General features: G+C 64.3%; 15 protein-coding genes. 7 read left to right on the top strand and 8 right to left on the bottom strand.

What is annotated here, in order from left to right:
- Window positions 1–12: 12 nt before the first annotated feature.
- A complete protein-coding gene (locus tag EN818_RS23015; protein WP_135905109.1) occupies window positions 13–1,590 on the bottom strand; it encodes a trimethylamine methyltransferase family protein in 1,578 nt (525 codons plus the stop codon).
- Window positions 1,591–2,038: 448 nt separating this feature from the next.
- On the opposite strand from EN818_RS23015, the gene EN818_RS23010 reads away from it, so the two are divergent.
- The 4 genes from EN818_RS23010 (at window position 2,039) to EN818_RS22990 (ending at window position 8,243) form a co-directional block, all read left to right on the top strand.
- On the top strand, window positions 2,039–3,199 hold the full coding sequence (locus EN818_RS23010; RefSeq protein ID WP_095807115.1) for an MFS transporter: 1,161 nt from the start codon (window positions 2,039–2,041) through the stop codon (window positions 3,197–3,199).
- Between the two features lie 100 nt (window positions 3,200–3,299).
- Window positions 3,300–4,460: an MFS transporter gene (locus EN818_RS23005; RefSeq protein WP_095807116.1), complete on the top strand. Its 1,161-nt coding sequence runs from the start codon at window positions 3,300–3,302 to the stop codon at window positions 4,458–4,460.
- Between the two features lie 126 nt (window positions 4,461–4,586).
- Window positions 4,587–6,656, top strand: a complete 2,070-nt coding sequence (locus EN818_RS23000) for a prolyl oligopeptidase family protein (protein WP_095807117.1) — start codon at window positions 4,587–4,589, stop codon at window positions 6,654–6,656.
- Between the two features lie 207 nt (window positions 6,657–6,863).
- Window positions 6,864–8,243: an aspartate aminotransferase family protein gene (locus EN818_RS22990; RefSeq protein ID WP_095807119.1), complete on the top strand. Its 1,380-nt coding sequence runs from the start codon at window positions 6,864–6,866 to the stop codon at window positions 8,241–8,243.
- Window positions 8,244–8,570: 327 nt separating this feature from the next.
- Here EN818_RS22990 and mmsB read toward each other — a convergent pair whose 3' ends face one another.
- Window positions 8,571–9,455 carry a 3-hydroxyisobutyrate dehydrogenase gene (gene mmsB / locus EN818_RS22980; RefSeq protein WP_095807120.1) on the bottom strand — a complete coding sequence of 295 codons (885 nt, stop codon included), beginning with the start codon at window positions 9,453–9,455 and terminating at the stop codon, window positions 8,571–8,573.
- A gap of 23 nt (window positions 9,456–9,478) precedes the next feature.
- Complete coding sequence (locus EN818_RS22975) at window positions 9,479–10,645, bottom strand: isobutyryl-CoA dehydrogenase (protein WP_135905107.1); 1,167 nt, start codon at window positions 10,643–10,645, stop codon at window positions 9,479–9,481.
- A gap of 138 nt (window positions 10,646–10,783) precedes the next feature.
- On the opposite strand from EN818_RS22975, the gene EN818_RS22970 reads away from it, so the two are divergent.
- Window positions 10,784–11,392 carry a dimethylsulfonioproprionate lyase family protein gene (locus EN818_RS22970; RefSeq protein WP_095807122.1) on the top strand — a complete coding sequence of 203 codons (609 nt, stop codon included), beginning with the start codon at window positions 10,784–10,786 and terminating at the stop codon, window positions 11,390–11,392.
- On the top strand, window positions 11,392–12,867 hold the full coding sequence (locus tag EN818_RS22965; protein ID WP_129553888.1) for a cobyric acid synthase: 1,476 nt from the start codon (window positions 11,392–11,394) through the stop codon (window positions 12,865–12,867). The genes EN818_RS22970 and EN818_RS22965 overlap by 1 nt, the downstream gene beginning before the upstream one ends.
- A 72-nt stretch (window positions 12,868–12,939) precedes the next feature.
- Here the strand turns inward: EN818_RS22965 and EN818_RS22960 are convergent, their stop codons facing one another.
- Window positions 12,940–13,110: a hypothetical protein gene (locus EN818_RS22960; RefSeq protein WP_095807124.1), complete on the bottom strand. Its 171-nt coding sequence runs from the start codon at window positions 13,108–13,110 to the stop codon at window positions 12,940–12,942.
- A gap of 39 nt (window positions 13,111–13,149) precedes the next feature.
- Window positions 13,150–13,947: a TSUP family transporter gene (locus tag EN818_RS22955; protein ID WP_129553889.1), complete on the bottom strand. Its 798-nt coding sequence runs from the start codon at window positions 13,945–13,947 to the stop codon at window positions 13,150–13,152.
- A 105-nt stretch (window positions 13,948–14,052) separates the two neighbouring features.
- Between EN818_RS22955 and EN818_RS22950 the strand changes: the two genes are divergently transcribed.
- The gene (locus tag EN818_RS22950) at window positions 14,053–14,484 is read left to right on the top strand and encodes a TerB family tellurite resistance protein (RefSeq protein WP_095807125.1); all 432 of its coding nucleotides are present in this window, start codon (window positions 14,053–14,055) and stop codon (window positions 14,482–14,484) included.
- Between the two features lie 9 nt (window positions 14,485–14,493).
- Here the strand turns inward: EN818_RS22950 and EN818_RS22945 are convergent, their stop codons facing one another.
- From EN818_RS22945 to EN818_RS22935, 3 genes are read right to left on the bottom strand one after another with little or no spacing between them, the layout of a single operon-like run.
- Window positions 14,494–16,116, bottom strand: coding sequence for a dipeptide ABC transporter ATP-binding protein (locus EN818_RS22945; protein WP_095807126.1), 1,623 nt, complete (start codon window positions 16,114–16,116; stop codon window positions 14,494–14,496).
- On the bottom strand, window positions 16,113–16,982 hold the full coding sequence (locus EN818_RS22940; protein WP_135905104.1) for an ABC transporter permease: 870 nt from the start codon (window positions 16,980–16,982) through the stop codon (window positions 16,113–16,115). The genes EN818_RS22945 and EN818_RS22940 overlap by 4 nt, the downstream gene beginning before the upstream one ends.
- Window positions 16,979–17,926, bottom strand: a complete 948-nt coding sequence (locus tag EN818_RS22935; RefSeq protein WP_095807128.1) for an ABC transporter permease — start codon at window positions 17,924–17,926, stop codon at window positions 16,979–16,981. Before EN818_RS22935 ends, EN818_RS22940 begins: the two co-directional genes overlap by 4 nt.
- Between the last annotated feature and the right edge of the window lie 247 nt (window positions 17,927–18,173).

Here is an 18,173-nt window from a genome sequence, read left to right as displayed (position 1 = left end):
AAGCAAAAAAAATCAAAAATCAGTCGGCGCACCGCCTTCGGCGCGTCGCTTGTCGACGAAATCGTTGAGTTCCTCGCGGATGGCGGGGTCGATATACGGCTCCTCGTAGGCGGCAAGGCGCTCCTTCCAGACCTTGTTGGTGCGTTCCAGCGCCGTCGGCGAGCCCGCCTCGGCCCAGGTCTCGAAGTTGCGCCAGTCGGAGACGATCGGCGAATAGAAGGCGGTCTTGTAGCGCTGCTGCGTGTGCGGGGTGCCGAAGAAGTGGCCGCCAGGGCCGACCGACTGGATGGCGTCGAAGCCCAGCGCGTCCTCTGACAGATCGAGCGGGGTGAGGAATTCGGCCACCATCTGCAGGAGGTCAATGTCGAGAATGGTCTTTTCGTAGGAGCAGCGGAGGCCGCCTTCGAGCCAGCCGGCCCCGTGCATCATCAGATTGCCGCCGCCCTGGATGGCGCCCCAGAGCGAGAACACGCTCTCATAGGCGGCCTGCGCGTCGACCGTGTTGGCGGCGCAGGTGTTGGAGGTGCGATAGGGAATTCGATAGCGGCGGGCGAGCTGGCCGCCGACGAGCTGCGCCTTCATGTATTCGGGCGTGCCGAAGGCCGGCGCGCCGGACTTCATGTCGACATTGGAGGTGAAGCCGCCGTAGCCGACGGGCGCGCCCTTCTTGACCATCTGGGCGAAGGCGATGCCGGAGAGCGCCTCGGCGTTCTGCTGCACCAGCGCGCCGGCGATGGTGACTGGGGCCATGGCGCCCGAGAGCGTGAACGGCGTCACGATCACCGCCTGGCCCATGCTCGACATCTGGATGATGCCTTCCATCATCGGCACATCGAGCTTGAGCGGCGAGTTGGTGTTGATGATGGTGAAGACCGACGGCTCCTCCATCAGCTGCTCGCGGCTGATACCGCGGGCGATGCGGGCGATCTCGATGCCGTCGACATTGCGCTCCTTGCCGAGCGAATAGATGTGGAAGACCTTGTCGGTCAGCAGGCTGAGATCGCGGATGCATTCCAGGTGGCGGACCGACGGATGGATGTCGATCGGCTCGACCGGATAGCCGCCGGTGCAGTTGAGAATATTATGCATCTGCGTCAGGCGCAGGAAGTTGCGGTAGTCGGCCTGGTTGCCGGGCCGGCGGCCGCGATCGAGATCGGAGCAATTGGGCGCCGACGCCATCATCGACAGGATGACGTTGTCGCCGCCGAAGCGCAGATTGTGCTCCGGGTTGCGCGCATGCAGCGTGAATTCCGGCGGGCAGTGCGAAATAAGCTCGAGGATCATCTCGCTCTCGAAGCGCACGCGCTCGCTGCCTTCGCGAACCTCCGCCCCATGCGCCTTCATGATGCGGCGGGCCTCTTCGTGCAGCACGTCGACGCCGATTTCCTGCAGCACCCGCAACGAGGCGAGGTGGATCGATTCCAGCTCGTCATCGGACACCAGCTTCGTCGGCGTCAGCGGGTTCTTCAATTGCCGGAAAGGCGGCTGCTCGAACGAGGCCGAGCCACCGGCGCGCTTGCCAGCGCGGCCACCGCGGCGGGCACGATCGTTTGCCAGAGCCGGGTCGGCGGGATGGAGGGCAGCGGTCATGAGAACCTCAAAGGATATGAAAGTGACCGGCATAATGGACCGCCGGCAACGCCGCCGGTAAGGAGGCGGCGACCACTACGGCGAGGGAAGCGACATGGCGGAGCGGCATCCGCGCGACTGGCGTCTCGCAATGTGAAGCCTGTTACGGGTTCATCTTTTACTTTTGCTATACTTGCGCACCGAGCATCTTGAGGGGATAGGGACGCCTGACGTCACCAGAGTGCGTGCGCGCCAACAGTGAAGTCGCATTCCTTGTATCGGATGAAGCCCTATGCCGAGGGGAAGAAAGGGGCGGTCGCGCGCCATTTCCCGTAGGTCCTTGCCGATAGAGCGTTGGGGACGGCCATTGGCGCAAGCGGATTCGCCCGGCGGCTCTTTCTTTTGCGGTGCCGAGTCTTTAGCCCGGCCGGGATGCCCCTCGCAGGGAGCGTTTCAAACGGTTGGCGGAATGGTTGCGGAGAGTGATAACGAGGCGGGAACGCAATGGGCAGCGCTTGCCGGCGTCACCGCTGCGCTTGCCATGTTCGGCGCAGCGCAAGGGCTCTCCTATCTGCTGTTCACGCTGCTGATGCAGCGGCAAGGACTGTCGCCGACGCTGATCGGGCTCTCGGCGGCTATGATGCCCGTCGGCCTTCTCCTGTCGGCTTCCCTCGTGCCCGTCGCGGTGCGCTTGTTCGGGGCGCGCAATCTGGGTGTCGGCTGCGCGCTGGCAGGCGCGCTGTGCTTCTTCGCCATCGGCGCTTTGCAGAACTGGGTGGCCTGGTTCCCGCTCCGCTTCCTGATCGGTGTGATCATCAATCCGCTCTATGTGCTCGGCGAAGTCTGGGCGCTGTCGCTGGCGCCGCCGTCGCGGCGCGGCCGCGTGATGGGCGTGTTCAATGCGCTGATGGGCGCCGGCTATGCCGCAGGCCCGCTGGTCCTGATCACGGTCGGTACGGCCGGCTGGCCGCCTTTCATCGCGGCTATATCGGGCTTCGTGCTTTGCGCGCTGATCCTGTGCGCGGTTTCGGCAAAGCTTACCGGCTTCGAGGATGACGGCCAGTCTTTCGGCGGCGTTGTCGATTTCGCCAGGTTGGCGCCCGTGCTGCTGCTGGCCGTGCTGGTTTCCGCGGCCGTGCAGCAAAGCTCCTATGCGCTGATCCCTGTGTTCGGCTCGGCCTATGGACTGCCCGAGGCTAAGCTTGCCGCATTGGTGACGGCGCGTTCGCTTGGAAACATCTTTCTGCAGATTCCGCTAGGGCTGGCGGCCGAACGCTTCGGCGGCCGGGCGATGATCATCGTCTGCGCAGTGGTGACCGCCATTTGCGCGGTGTCGCTGCCGGTCCTCATCACCACGCCGTTCGCATGGCCGATGCTGCTGGTGATGGGAGCGGTCGGTTACGGCGTCTACACGATGGCGCTGATTGAGCTCGGCAGCCGCTTCGGAGGCACGACATTGCTCGCCGGCAATGCGGCCTTTGCCTTGATGTGGGGCCTCGGCGGCATTGTCGGGCCGCCCGGTGCCGGCGCGCTGATGCAGGCGATCGGGCCGCTCGGTCTGCCAGCGGTGATCATCGGGCTTGTCACATTGCTGGTCGCATTCGCGTTCTACCGCTCTCGGCTGCGCTGATCCTGACGAATGTCGGCTGCAAGATGCGCCTTCGAGAGTCACGGTCTTACAATGATCGGCCATAACCGCTACTTTGCGAAACGATAGGTGGGCGGGATCCATGGCACTGGCGCATCCGAAGACTGGCGAAGCGGTGCAATGGGCTGCGATCATTGGCGTGATCGCGACGGTCTCGGTATTCGCCATCGCGCAGGGGCTTTCCTATCCGCTGCTCAGCTTCATCCTGCAGCGCCAAGGAGTTTCTCCGGCAATGATCGGCCTGTCGGCGGCGATGACGCCGATCGGCTTCATCCTGTCCTCGCCGCCGATCCCGGCGCTGGCCCGCCGGTTCGGCGCAGGCCGCCTGGCGCTCGCCTGCGCGGCGCTTTCGGCGCTGATGCTGGCTCTCGTCGGATGGACGCAGAATGTCTATCTGTGGTTCCCTTTGCGCTTTCTGGTCGGCGTGGTGACCAACCCGCTCTATGTGCTCAGCGAAACCTGGGTAATCGCACTCGCACCGCCGTCACGTCGTGGCCGTGTCATGGGCGCCTATTCCACCGTCATTTCGACAGGTTTTGCGGCGGGGCCGCTCTGCCTCCTTGCCGTCGGCACCGAAGGCTGGCCGCCGTTCCTGGTCGGCATCTGCGCCTTTCTGTTCTGCGGTCTCTGCCTGGCGCTGGTTGTCGGGCGGTTACCCAAGATCGACGAGCCCGAGAACGAGGCTTCGGTGTTGGGTTTCATGCCGAAGGCCTGGTTGCTCCTATCGGCCGTCGTGGTCGCTGCCGGCTTCGAGCAGGCAGTGCTGGCGCTGCTTCCGGTCTATGGAACACACTATGGCATAGTGGAATCCCACATGTCGGCGCTTCTGTCGACGATGATTGCCGGCAACATCTTCATGCAAGTGCCGCTCGGGCTGCTCGCCGAACGGCTAACAGCGCGTCTCGTGCGGCTCGGCTGCGTGTCGGCAACGATCCTGGGATGTATCCTCCTACCGGAGTTGGTCGACACGCGGCTGATCTGGGTCTGCGTCTTCGTCTGGGGCGCGGCATCCTACGGCATCTACACTATGTCGATCATCGAGCTCGGCGAGCGCTTCAGCGGCTCGGCGCTGGTCGCCGGCAATGCCGCCTTCTCGCTGATGTGGGGCGTTGGCGGCTTCCTCGTGCCGCCGCTCACCGGCAGCGTGATGGAGGTGATCGGCGCATCGGGCCTGCCGGTCACGCTTGGGGCGATCTGCGCGGTGCTGGCGGCGGCAACGATCATTCACCGGCGAGTGATGTAGACCGGACTGGCACGAGACCTGGCGGTTGCTCTTGAATGTTCGCGCCACCTGGCGGGTTGCTCTTGAATGTTCGCGCCGCAAACGCGATGTAGGCCCAGCCTAGCCGATCGCACTTCGGAGTCCGCAATGCCCAGCACGATGATCCAACGCCAGCCCGATCCGACGGCAGAGGATCCCTTCCTCTGGCTGGAGGACCGCAACGGAAAGGACGCGCTCGACTGGGTCCACCGGCAGAATGCGGTGACGGTTGCCGAACTGCAGGGCGACGCCTCCTACGAGGCGGCGTTCGAGACCGCGCTCGATCTGATGACTGCCGAGGACAACATTGCCGTCGGCGCCGCGCTCAACGGCCATGTCTATAATTTCTGGCAGGACAAGACCAACGCGCTTGGCCTGTGGCGCCGCACCACTGTGGCCTCCTATAAGACCGACAAGCCCGATTGGGAAACGATCATCGATTTCGATGCGCTCTCGGCCAAGGAGGGCGTGAGATGGGTGTTTGGCGGCGCCAATCGGCTCTATCCCGACTTCGACCGTTGCCTGCTCTCCATGTCGCCCGACGGCGGCGATGCCAGCGAGATGCGCGAGTTCGACATTGCGACGAAATCATTCGTCGAGGATGGTTTTCGCGCTCCGGCCTCCAAGTCGGGTTTCTCCTGGCTGGACAGAGACACGGTGATTTTCTCGGCGGCTTTCGAGGAAGCCGACAAGACCGAGTCCGGCTATCCGCGCGTAATCAAGCTCTGGCGGCGCGGCGCGAGGCTGGAGGATGCTGAGCCGATTTTCGAAGGCGAGAAGCACCACCTGGCCGTCGGCGGCGGTGTCGAATTCGACGGCGACAGGCGGCATGTGCTGCTGGGCAAGACGCTCGACTTCTTCACCTCGCACAGCTTCCTGCGGCTGCCTTCAGGCGAGAACCGGCGCATCCCCTTGCCTGACGACGCCACCGACACGGCGATCTTCAAAGGACAGCTCGTCTTCGGCGTGCGCAGCCCGTGGACGGCACCGGACGGGACACGCTGCCTGCCAGACGGACTCTATTCCGTCGATTTCGATGGGTGGGTCGAAACCGGAGCATTCGGACCCTTCGAAACCGTGCTGGAACCAGCGCCCCGCGTCTCGATCGCGGGGCTCGCCAGGACGCAGGATCGGCTGTTCATCAACCTGATGGACAATGTGCGCGGCAAGGTGGTCGCCTGCGACCGCACCGCCGACGGCTGGTCGCTGAAACCGGTCGCGCTGCCGGAAAACGGCAATGTCGGCATCAGCCATGCCGAGCATTTCGGCGCAAGCGTCTCGTTCTCCTTCACCGATTTCCTGACGCCGAGCTCGATCATCTGGTCGGACGACAATGGCGCGACGCTGGCAACCGTGAAGTCGCAGCCGGCGCGTTTCGACGCCTCGCCCTATGTGTCCGAGCAATTCGAGGCGCGCTCCAGCGACGGCACGATGATCCCGTATTTCGTCGTCCGGCGCCGCGACCAGAGCGGGCCGGTACCGGCGCTGCTTTATGGCTATGGCGGCTTCGAAGTACCGCTGCTGCCCGGCTATGCCGGCATTCGCGGCAGGCTGTGGCTGGAAGCGGGCAACGCCTATGTCCAGGCCAATATCCGCGGCGGCGGCGAGTTCGGACCAGGCTGGCACCAAGCAGCGCTGAAGGCCAATCGCCAGAAGGCCTTCGATGACTTCGCAGCCGTGGCCGAGGACGTGGTCAGGCGCGGCATAACGACGGCAGGACAGCTGGGCATCCAGGGCGGTTCGAATGGCGGCCTGCTCACCGGCGTGTCGCTGACGCAGCGGCCGGAACTGTTCGGCGCCGTCATCATCGACGTGCCGCTGCTCGACATGCTGCGCTACACCGAGTTGCCGCCCGGCGCTTCCTGGATCGCCGAATACGGCGATCCGTCGAAACCGGAAGAGGCGGCGTGGCTTGCGGCCTACTCGCCCTATCAGCATGTCGCGGCCGATGCCGCTTATCCGCCGGTGCTGCTGATGACCTCGACCGCCGACGACCGCGTCCATCCCGGCCATGCGCGCAAGATGGCGGCGCGGCTGCAGAAAGCCGGGCATTCCAGGACGCTGTTCTTCGAGGAGACGGAAGGTGGTCATGGTGGTCGCGGCGATCGCCGGCCGCAGGCGGCGCAGACAGCGATGCGTTATGTTTTCCTGCAGAGGGCGCTCACCGGCACGGCTTGAAGTCGAGCTATCAGCCGGCATAAGCTGCCGGCCATGGCTCGCATGAGGACATCTGGCGCCCTCGGGGGCGCGGTGACGCCGTCACCGCGCACGCTGCGTGCCGAGCTTCTGCGGCTGTGTGCTCGCATCGGCTACTCGCCGCCCGCCTTCCTCTGACGAATCCGCCCCGGCTACTGCCGGATTGAGTCAAGAGGAAAGACCAGATCCATGACTTATCAGAACTATTCGCTGAAGCAGCTTCAGCAAATCGATGCCGCGCATCATCTTCATCCCTTCACCGATCACAAGGAACTGCGCGAGGCCGGCTCGCGCATCATCACCCGCGCCGACGGCGCTTTCATCTACGATTCCGAGGGGACGGAAATCCTCGACGGCATGGCGGGCCTGTGGTGCGTCAATGTCGGCTACGGCCGCGACGAACTCGCCGAAGCAGCCTATGCGCAGATGAAGGAGTTGCCCTACTACAATTCCTTCTTCAAATGCTCGACGCCGACGCCGGTGCTGTTGTCGCAGAAACTGGCGGAACTGGCCCCCACGCACATCAGCCAGGTCTTCTACGGTTCGTCCGGCTCGGAGGCGAACGATACGGCGCTGCGGCTGGTGCGCCACTACTGGGCGCTGGAAGGCAAACCGGAGAAGAACCGCATCATATCCCGCAAGATGGGCTATCACGGCTCGACGATCGCCGGCACCTCGCTTGGCGGCATGGAGCCGATGCACAAGCAACTCGGCGGCGCGGTGCCGAACATTGTCCATGTCATGATGCCCTATGCCTATGAACTCGCGCTGGCCGGCGAGAGCGATCATGATTTCGGCATCCGCGCGGCAAAGGCGGTCGAGGAAGCCATTCTCGAAGCCGGCGCCGACAAAGTCGCGGCCTTCATCGGCGAGCCGGTAATGGGCGCCGGCGGGGTAAAAATCCCGCCGATGAGCTACTGGCCGGAGGTGCAGCGCATCTGCCGCAAGCACGACGTGCTCCTGATGCTCGACGAGGTCATCACCGGCTATGGCCGGACGGGCGAATGGTTCGCGGCGCAGACCTTCGGGATCGAGCCCGACACCATAACCACCGCCAAGGCGCTGACCTCCGGCTACCAGCCGCTGTCGGCGCTGCTGGTCGGCGACCGCATCAGCAGAACGCTGGTCGAGAAAGGGGGCGAGTTCTATCACGGCTACACCTATTCCGGTCATCCGGTGGCCTGCGCGGTGGCGTTGAAGAACCTCGAGATCATTGAGCGGGAAGGCCTGGTCGAGCGGGTCAGGAACGACACCGGTCCCTATTTCGCGCAGGCGCTGCAGGAGCGCGTCGCCGGGCACAGGCTGGTCGGCGAGGTGCGCTCGATCGGCCTCATGGGGGCGATCGAGATCGTCAAGGACAAGGCGCGGAGGGAGCGTTACCTGCCGTCGGGAAGTGCCGCCGTCGTCGTGCGCGACCACGCGATTGCCCAAGGCATGATGTTGCGGGCCACCGGCGACACGATCATCCTGTCACCGCCGCTGATCTGGACGCGCGATACGATCGACATGGCTTGCGATCGGATCGCAAAAGCACTCGACCTTGCCGAGGTGGATCTGCGCAAGCGATGATCGAACGCTCTGGCGCCCTTCGCGGAGGGGCGGCCCGGGCGTCGCAGTTTGCCGGGCGCGACCGGGCTTCCCGAAACGCAAAAACCGCGCTCCAACGGGAACGCGGCTTTGCCAGATACGCATGGCGTTTCGCTACGAAGCACTTGCGAAACTTACGGGCTCCGGTACGCGAGACCTGATCCGGAGCGCCGGGCGGATGCGATGTCCGCCTCGCAATCCGTTTTAAAGGCACATCGTTACCGGTGGGTTAGCAAGACCTTAAGCAAATCTAAATTTGCTCGGATTCCGCCAAAAAAGAGACGCTAATAACCGTTTCAAAGCAGCGGGTTAGATTTGATCGCCGCGCAAGAAATTTATAATGCCGGAAAAATCCAGGCCGGCGTTGCCTTGCGCGTTGAACAGCGCGTAGAGCTGGGTTGCCTCGGCGCCCAAAGGCGTCACCGCACCGGCGCTCTGCGCGGCCTCCTGCGACAGTTTCAGGTCCTTCAGCATGAGCGCAGCAGCAAAGCCTGGCTTGTAGTCGCGATTGGCGGGCGAAGCCGGCACCGGGCCAGGCACTGGACAGTAACTGGTCAGCGACCAGCACTGACCCGAGGCGGTGGAGGCGACATCGAACAGCGCCTGGTGCGACAGCCCGAGCTTTTCGGCAAGAACGAAAGCTTCGGCTACGCCGATCATCGAGATGCCGAGAATCATGTTGTTGCAGATCTTGGCGGCCTGGCCGGCTCCGTCGCCGCCGCAATGGACGATGCGGCCGGCCATAGGCTTCAGGATCGGCTCAGCGGCTGCGAAAGCCTCATCGGAGCCGCCGGCCATGAAGGTCAACGTCCCCGCGGCAGCGCCGCCGGTGCCGCCGGAGACCGGCGCGTCGACCGACGGCAGACCATGCTTCGCAGCAATCGCATGGGCTTTGCGCGCCGATTCGACATCAATGGTCGAGGAATCGATGAACAGCGCGCCCTTCTTCGCCTTGGACGCGATGTCTTCGTAGACGGAGAGAACATGCTTGCCGGCTGGAAGCATGGTGATGACCACGTCTGCGTCCTTCACCGCGGCGACGGCATTGGCCATGACGGTGACGCCATGCTCCCTTGCGACGCTGAGGTTCTCGGGCACGAGATCGAAACCGTTTACAGTGTGCCCTGCCTTTACAAGGTTGGCGGCCATTGGATTGCCCATATTGCCGAGCCCGATGAAGGCGATCGTCGTCATTCCTGTTCCTCCGGTGTTCGCCGTCAGCGGCCAATCAATGCCCGCGCGATGATGACGCGCATGATCTCGTTGGTGCCTTCGAGGATCTGGTGGACGCGCAGATCGCGCACCAATTTCTCGATGCCGTAATCGTGCAGATAGCCATAGCCGCCATGCAGTTGCAGCGCCTGGTTGGCGACGTCGAACCCGATATCGGTGACGAAGCGTTTGGCCATGGCCGACCATTTTCCGGCATCCGCCGCCTTGCGGTCGAGCTTGGAGGCGGCGGCGTAGAGAAAGATGCGCGCCGCCTGCAGTTCCGTCTCCATATCGGCCAGCCTGAACTGCAGCGCCTGGAATTGGTTGATCGTCGCGCCAAAAGCCTTGCGCTCGGCCGTGTAGGCGAGCGCCTTGTCGAGCGCCGATTGCGCGCCGCCGAGCGAACAGGCGGCGATGTTGAGCCGGCCGCCGTCGAGCCCGGCCATGGCGATGCCGAACCCGGCGCCTTCGGTGGCAAGCAGGTTCTCGGCCGGCACCTTGCAGTCCTCGAAGATGACCTGGCGGGTCGACTGCATGTGCCAGCCCATCTTGTGTTCGTTGGCGCCGAAGGAGAGACCTGGCGCATCCTTGGGCACGACGAAGGTGGAAATGCCTTTCGGCCCTTCCACGCCGGTGCGCGCCATGACGACATAGAGATCGCTGTCGCCGGCGCCGGAGATGAACTGCTTGGCGCCGTTCAGGACATAGTCGCTACCGCTCCTCACGGCGCGCGTCTTCAGCGCGGCGGCGTCCGAGCCGGAGCCGGGCTCGGTCAGGCAATAACTGGCCAGCCATTCCATCGAGGTCAGCTTCGGCAGCAAGCGCTGGCGCTGCTCATCGCTGCCGAAGCGATCGATCATGGAGGCCGCCATGTTGTGGATGGAGATGAAGGAGGAAAAGGCCGGATCGGCGCGGGCCAGCGCCTCGAAGATCAGCACGGCGTCGAGGCAGCCGAGCGCCGAGCCGCCGACATCGTCTCGAACATAGATGCCGCCGAGGCCAAGCGGCCCGGTCTCGCGGACCACATCGGCGGGAAAGTGCTTTGCCCTGTCCCAGTCGAGCGCGTTCGGCGCGACGCGATCGGCCGCGAAGGCCTCAGCCATTTCCTGGATGGCGCGCTGCTCCTCGGTGAGTTCGAATTGGCCAGTGCCCGCATCGACTGCCGCGTCCATGGCGTGCTCCCTGTCGCTTCAGGCCGTCTGGCCTGTCGTTTTTGGCTTTGCGCGCGGATCAATCTAGACCAATGATGCCGCCGCGCAACCCGGCCCCCAGCGGACCGGCTGTGCACGAATTGAGCAACGGAGCCTTGCGTGCCGACAGTCTTCGATCAGTTGCTGGACCGATTCCACAGCTATCTCGCCGGAGTCGACAGCGATCTGGTCGCGGGTGCGGTGGGACGCATCGATTGGAACATGGCCTCCCGCTCGGGCGAACCGCGTCGGCTCGGCTGCCTTCGCCATCTCGACCGCATCGCGGAGCTTGCGCCGCCGGACATCAAGCCGCTGGCGCAGTTCGTGGCCGACCATCGGGACGAACTGCGCTGGGGGCAGACCTATACGGCCGCCGATTTCGGGCAGGACTTCGTCGACAATTACGGCTGGCTGGAAGTGTTCGGCACGCGCGGGCACTTCGTCAATGACGAGGCCGCGGCCGGCCTGCTGATCCTCGGGCCCGACATCGTCTACCCCGACCATCATCACATCGCCGAGGAAATCTACATCCCGCTGACCGGCGGCACCGAATGGCGGATGGGCGAGGGCGGCTTTCGCGTTCGCGGGGCCGGCGAGGTCGTCCACCACGCATCCAATGTCGATCACGCCATGCGCACGGGCAAGGAGCCATTGATGGCGCTCTATATCTGGCGCGGCGGACCGCTGGCGCAGAAGTCGACCATCGTCGGAATCGAGGGCAGCGGCTGATGGCAAGGGCAATCATGCTCCAAGGCACTGGCTCGGATGTCGGCAAGACCGTGTTGGTGGCGGGGCTGTGTCGCGCCGCGAAACGACGCGGGTTGAAGGTCAGACCATTCAAGCCGCAGAACATGTCGAACAATGCCGCCGTCGCCGAGATCCCCGGCGAGACAAGAGCCGGCGGCGGCGAGATCGGCCGTGGCCAATGGCTCCAGGCGCTGGCCTGCGGAGTGACGCCGACCGTGCACATGAACCCGGTGCTGCTCAAGCCGCAGAGCGATATCGGCTCGCAGGTGATTGTGCAGGGCAAGGTGTTCGGCGAGGCCCGGGCGCGCGACTACCAGGGCATGAAAGCACGGCTGATGGACGCGGTGCTGGAGTCCTGGACGAAGGTAACTGAGGGCGCCGATCTCGTCATCGTCGAGGGCGCCGGTTCTCCCGCCGAGATCAATCTGAGGAGCCGCGATATCGCCAATATGGGCTTTGCGACCCGCGCAAATGTGCCGGTGATCCTGGTTGGCGACATCGATCGCGGCGGCGTCATCGCTTCGATCGCCGGCACGCATCTGATCCTGCCGGAGGAAGACCGGCGCATGATCGCCGGCTACCTCATCAACAAGTTCCGCGGCGACGTCTCGCTGTTCGACGACGGTCTGGAGGCGATCGACAAGTTCACAGGCTGGCGCTGTTTTGGCGTCGTTCCCTGGTTGAAGGCGGCGGCGCGCTTGCCATCCGAGGACTCGGTCGTCCTCGAGCGTCTCGCCTCCGGCGAGAGGCGGGCGCTGAAGGTGGCGGTGCCGATGCTGGCGCGCATCGCCAATTTCGACGATCTCGATCCGCTCAAGGCCGAGCCCCAGGTCGAGGTGGTGTTCGTGCCGCCGGGCAAGAAGCTGCCTGAAGATGCAGGGTTGGTGGTCATTCCCGGCTCGAAGTCGACCATCGGCGATCTGATAGGATTTCGCGAGAATGGCTGGGATCGCGACCTCTTCGCGCATCGCAAGCGCGGCGGCCATGTCGTCGGCATCTGCGGCGGCTATCAGATGCTCGGCCGCGTGGTGCGCGATCCCGAGGGTATCGAAGGCAGCATCACCGAAGCGGAAGGGCTCGGCCTGCTCGACATCGAAACGGTGATGGAGCCGGAAAAGACGGTGCGCAATTCAAGCGCCCGCTCGGTCCAGTTCGGCCTGCCGCTCGAAGGCTACGAAATCCACCTCGGCCGCACCACCGGCCCCGACACCGCGCGGCCGTCGGCCGTCATCAATGGCGTCGAGGACGGCGCGGTTTCCGCCGACGGCAAGGTGATCGGGAGTTATCTGCACGGGCTGTTTTCCGCCGATGCCTTCCGTGCCGAATATCTGAAAAGTTTGGGCGTCAGGGGCGGCGGCATCGATTACCGCGCCGAGGTCGAGAAGGCCCTGGACGAGGTTGCGGCCGAGTTGGAGACCCATCTCGATTGCGACGCGATTTTCGCACTGGCCCGTTAACTCGCCACCTGCGTTCCAAATCAAAAGCGCCCGGCTGAGCCGGGCGCCTCGAGTTGCCGGAGAGTGATGTGTTCAGGCGCCGCGCATCAGGCAGCCACCGGCGAGCACGACATAGGCGATGAGCATGATCCACACTGCCGCAACAGGAATAAACGCAAGAAGGCCAAGAGCGGCGAGAAGGCCGATGATGGCAATGACCAACGAAATAATGAACACGATCTGGGTGGGTGCACTGAGATTCATGTCTGGTCCCTCCAACATGATTCGCACTTGCGAATTCTATCAGCAGGACCGCCACACACCAATCAACTGGCGCAACGGGTTGGCAGGGTCGGCAAGCAGCTTGGCCGCCAGCGCCAGACAGACGGCGACCAGCAGCGGCTTGATCAGTTTCGCGCCGATTCTTATCGCGAGACTTGCGCCGACGCGGGCGCCGATGAACTGCGCCACACCCATCATCAGTCCGATCTTCCAATAGACGACGCCGACAGCGGCGAAGACGATGAAGCCACCGACATTGGAGCCGAAGTTGAGCATCTTGGTGTGCGCCGTCGCCTTGAGCACGCCGTATCCGGCAAGTGCGACGAAGGTCAGCATGAGGAAGGAGCCGGTGCCCGGGCCGAACAGGCCGTCATAGAAGCCTATGGCGGGCACGACAGTGAAAGCGAACAGAAACGGAGACAGGCGCTCGGCGCGATCGACATCGTCCATATTGGGTTTGATCGCGAAGTAGAGGGCAATCGCGATCAGCAGAACAGGCAAGAGGGCGCGCAGGAAGTCGCCGGGCACGATCGTCGCCAGCAGAGCGCCGACCGCACCGCCGACGAGGGCCAGCAGCGCTGAAGGAGCCTGGCGGCGAAGATCTACCTGACCGTTCGCGGCATAGTGGATGGTGGCCGAGCCAGAGCCGAACATCCCCTGGAGCTTGTTGGTGCCGAGAGCTGTGGCGGGTGAGAAGCCTGCGAGAAGCAGGGCCGGAATGGTGATCAGGCCGCCGCCGCCGGCAATCGAATCGACAAAGCCCGCCGCGAAAGCAGCGGCGGTGAGCATAAGCACGGTCTGCAGGGTAAGTTCGATCATGGGCTGCAAGTACGGCGGAGGGACCGCAGCTTCGATCATGCTCGCCCAGTTTGCGCAAGACAGATTCCGCGCTAACAATCTCACGGAATCGCGAAGGGGAGGCTGATTGCGATGGCGCTGCTCGATCAGATACGCTCGATCTTCGACGGCGACCCTGGCGTGCGCAAGGTGGCGGACGATCCGGTGCTGTCGGCAGAACTGCTGATGCTGTTCCGCATGATCCTGGCCGACGGCTCGGTCTCGGAAAGCGAGATGGCCGCCTTCCGCCGCATCTGCAAGGAAGCTTTCGGCATTCCCGAATCCAGCACCGACAGCGTCATCGAATATCTCAACGACTATGGTTACGAGACCAATGGGTCGCAGGCGATTGCGCTGTTCCGCGACCTGGATATCGAGCGGCGCAAGCTGCTTGCCCGCCACATGGCTGAGATTGCCAAGGCCGACGCCAAGCTGGCAGAGAGCGAGGTGAAGCTCTTGCGGCGCACGCTCGATCTGCTGGATATCAGCCCGGTCGACGTGGTGAGGCAGGACGACTGAGGACGCAACTCATCCCTGTTCCTGCATGCGCCGTGCGATCGCGCGGTGGAGATCGGGCGCCGCCGTTACCAGGGATTGCGCCGCTTCCGAGCTCGGATTGTCGAGCACGTCGGCGGTCCTGCCGTGCTCGACGATCTTGCCCTCATGCATGACCAGCACCTCGTCCGACATGGCGCGGGCAACCGTCAGGTCGTGGGTTATGAAGAGGTAGGCGATGCCGAGTTTCTGGTTGAGTTCGGCGAAGAGATCCAGAATCTGGGCGCGGATCGAGACATCAAGCGCCGAGACCGGCTCGTCGGCGACGACCAGTTTCGGGCGAGTGATGATGGCGCGGGCGATCGACAACCTTTGGCGCTGGCCGCCCGAGAACTCATGCGGGTATTTGTCCATGTCGCGCGGGCCGAGCCCGACTTCGTGCAGCGCATGCGCGACCATTTCCCGGCGCTCGGCCCTGGCCGGCTGCTTCTCGAGAAGGTGTAGAGGCTCGGCCACCAGTCTCTCGACTTTCTGGCGCGGGTCGAAGGAACCATAGGGATCCTGAAATACCACCTGCATGTCGCGCCGCGCCGGCTTCAGCGCGGCTTCTGCCCTGCCGGTGATGGTCTCGCCGCGAAAGCGGATCGCGCCTTCCGTCGGCTTGTCGAGCGCCAGGATCATGCGGGCGAGGGTGGACTTGCCGCAGCCGGAGCGGCCGACCAGGGCTACCGACTGCGCAGGCTCAATGGTGAGCGAGACATCGTCGACAGCGCGAACCGGGTGTGCCGGCCGGAACAGGGAGGTCCGCCGGCCCTGATAGGTGCGGCTAACGCCCTTGACCTCGAGCAGCGGCTTGGCGGAGCCGGCAAGATGGGGCTTCGGGCGCGCCGGCACATGCATGGAAGCCAATGCCAGCTCGCGCGTGTAGGGGTGGAGTTGTGCCGACAGCGTGCGCGCGGTATCGCCGGCTTCCATGACTTCGCCGCGGCGCAGGATGGTCAGGCGGTCGGCCATCTCGGTCACCACGGCGAGATCGTGCGAGATGAGCAGAAGGCCCATGCGGTTTTCGCGCACGAGATCTCGCAGCAGGTCGAGGATCTGCGCCTGCAGCACCACGTCGAGCGCCGTCGTCGGCTCGTCGGCGATCAGCAGCTTCGGTTTCAGCGCGCAGGCGATCGCAATGACCACGCGCTGTCGCTGGCCGCCGGACAGTTCGTGGGGATAGCGCGACAGCGGAAATTTCGCCTCGGGCAGGCCGACGCGGTCGAGCATCTTGCGCGCCCGTTCCTCGGCCTCGGCGCGGCTTGCCTTGGTGTGCCAGCGAATGCCTTCGGCCACCTGCTCGCCGATCGTCTTGACCGGATTGAGTGCCGTCATCGGTTCCTGGAAGACCATGCCGATGTCGTCGCCGCGCAGCGCGCACATCTGGTCCTCGGTTGCGGCCAGAACATCGATGCCGTCGAAGGTGATGCGCCCACCGGCGCGCGCCAGATGCGGCAGAAGCCGCATGACGGTGAGCGCCGTCATCGACTTGCCGGAGCCGGATTCGCCGACCAGGCCGACCACTTCGCCCGACGCGATCGCGAGGTCGACGTCTTTCAGGATCGGCGTGCCGCCGATCGAGAGCGACAGGTTCTCGATCTCGAGCAGGCTCATCGCTGCCGCCGCGATTTGGGATCGAGGATGTCGGCGATGCCGTCGCCAAGCAGGTTCAGCCCAAGCACGGTGACGATGATCGCCATGCCGGGAAAGATCGCCATCCAGGGGGCCGTCACCATGCGCGTCTGAGCGTCGAACAGCATGCGACCCCAACTCGGCATCGGCGGCTGCGCGCCCAAGCCAACGTAAGACAGACCTGCTTCGGCCAGGATGCCCAGCGCAAACTGGATGGTGCCCTGGACGAGCAGCAGTGTCGCGATGTTGGGCAGGATGTGCTCGATGCTGATCTGCGTCATGCCCTTGCCGGCGGCGCGCGCGGCAAGAATGAATTCGCGGGGCCAGATGGCGAGTGCGCCGGCACGGGCAACGCGGGCGAAGACCGGGATGTTGAAGATGGCGATGGCGATGATGGCGTTGACGGCGCCTGGGCCGAAGATGGCGGTTATCATGATCGCCGAAAGCAGCGCCGGGAAGGCGAAGACGAGGTCGTTGAGCCGCATCAGCGCTTCGTCGGCAATGCCGCCGCGCGCCGCGGCAAAGGCGCCCAGCGGCACGCCGATGCCCATGCCGATGCCGACTGCAACCAAAGCCACGGCGATCGAGTTGCGGGCGCCGACCATGATCATCGACAGGATGTCGCGGCCGAAATGATCGGTGCCAAACCAGTGCGTCAGCGACGGCGCCTGCGTCTTGTCGGCGATCACCAGCTTAGTGACATCGTAGGGGGTCCAGACGAAAGAGAGGAGGGCAATGCCGGCCACCAGCAGCGTGATGGCAAAGCCGATCAGGAACGAGCGATTGCCGAAGGCTCTTGCCGGAACGCCGGCGAGGGCTTCCTGGGGCAGGCCAAAGCGCATGGTCATTGCCGGCCCCGCAATCGCGGATCGATAACCGCATAGGAGAAGTCGACCAGCAGGTTGACGGCGATCACCGCCACCACCAGCAGCATCACGACGCTCTCGACAACAATAAGATCGCGCTGGGTGATGGCCTGAAACACCAGCCGGCCGAGACCGGGCAGGTAGAATACGTTCTCGATGATGATGGTGCCGGCAAGCAGGAAGGCGAATTGCAGGCCGAGAATGGTGAGCACCGGGATCATGGCGTTTCGCAGCGCATGGCGCCAGAGCACGGCACGATAGGGAAGGCCCTTGGCGCGGGCGGTGCGGATAAAGTCTTCGTTGAGAACTTCGATCAGCGCCGAACGAGCGACGCGGGCCAGGATCGCCGCCTGCGGCAGCGCCAGCGCAACGGCCGGCAGGAGCAATGACTTCAGCGCCGGCCAGATGCCGGCGCTCCAGCCTGGAAAGCCGCCGGCCGGCACCAGCCGCAGCCATACGGCGAAGAGGTAGATCAGCATCAGGGCGAACCAGAAGTTCGGTACCGCGACGCCGAGCTGGGCGGCGGCCATGGCGAGTGAATCACCGGCGCGGCCCTGACGGCTGGCCGAGAAAATCCCGACCGGAATAGCAATGACTGTCGACATCGCCAACGCGATCAGCGCCAGCGGCAAGGAAACCACGACGCGTTCGCGCACCAGTTCGACGACGGGAACCGAGTAGGTATAGGAGCGGCCGAAATCGAGGCTGAGCAGTCCGCCCGCCCAATGCAGATAGCGCAGGACCAGTGGCGCGTTCAGCCCCATCTGGTTGCGCAACAACTCGACCTGCTCAGCACTGGCGTTGAAGCCCAGCATCAGCCGGGCGGGATCGCCGGGCAGGATCTCCATCACCGCAAACACCACCATCGAGGCCAGCACCAGCGTGAGGGCCGCGATTGCGAGGCGCTTGAGGAGGTAGACGGTCATGGGAAGCGGAGGACTGCAGTATCGTCACGGGCGATAGCTAGATAAAGGTCGAGTTCCCGCCAACCCCCCTCTGTCCTGCCGGACATCTCCCCCTCAAGGGGGGAGATTGGCAGTTTCAGCGTCGCCGACAACCGTCCAAAGTTGGTGATTGGCGAAGGCCCAATTGAAAGCGCAATCTTCCCTCTTGAGGGGGAGATGCCCGGCAGGGCAGATGGGGGTGTGACGGAGCGCAACTTTCGCCTTTGGC

The sequence above is a fragment of the Mesorhizobium sp. M3A.F.Ca.ET.175.01.1.1 genome, from assembly GCF_004791945.1.
Taxonomy (GTDB): domain Bacteria; phylum Pseudomonadota; class Alphaproteobacteria; order Rhizobiales; family Rhizobiaceae; genus Mesorhizobium.
Note: the sequence above shows the minus strand (reverse complement) of the source record. Positions and strands in the feature narration are given on the sequence as shown.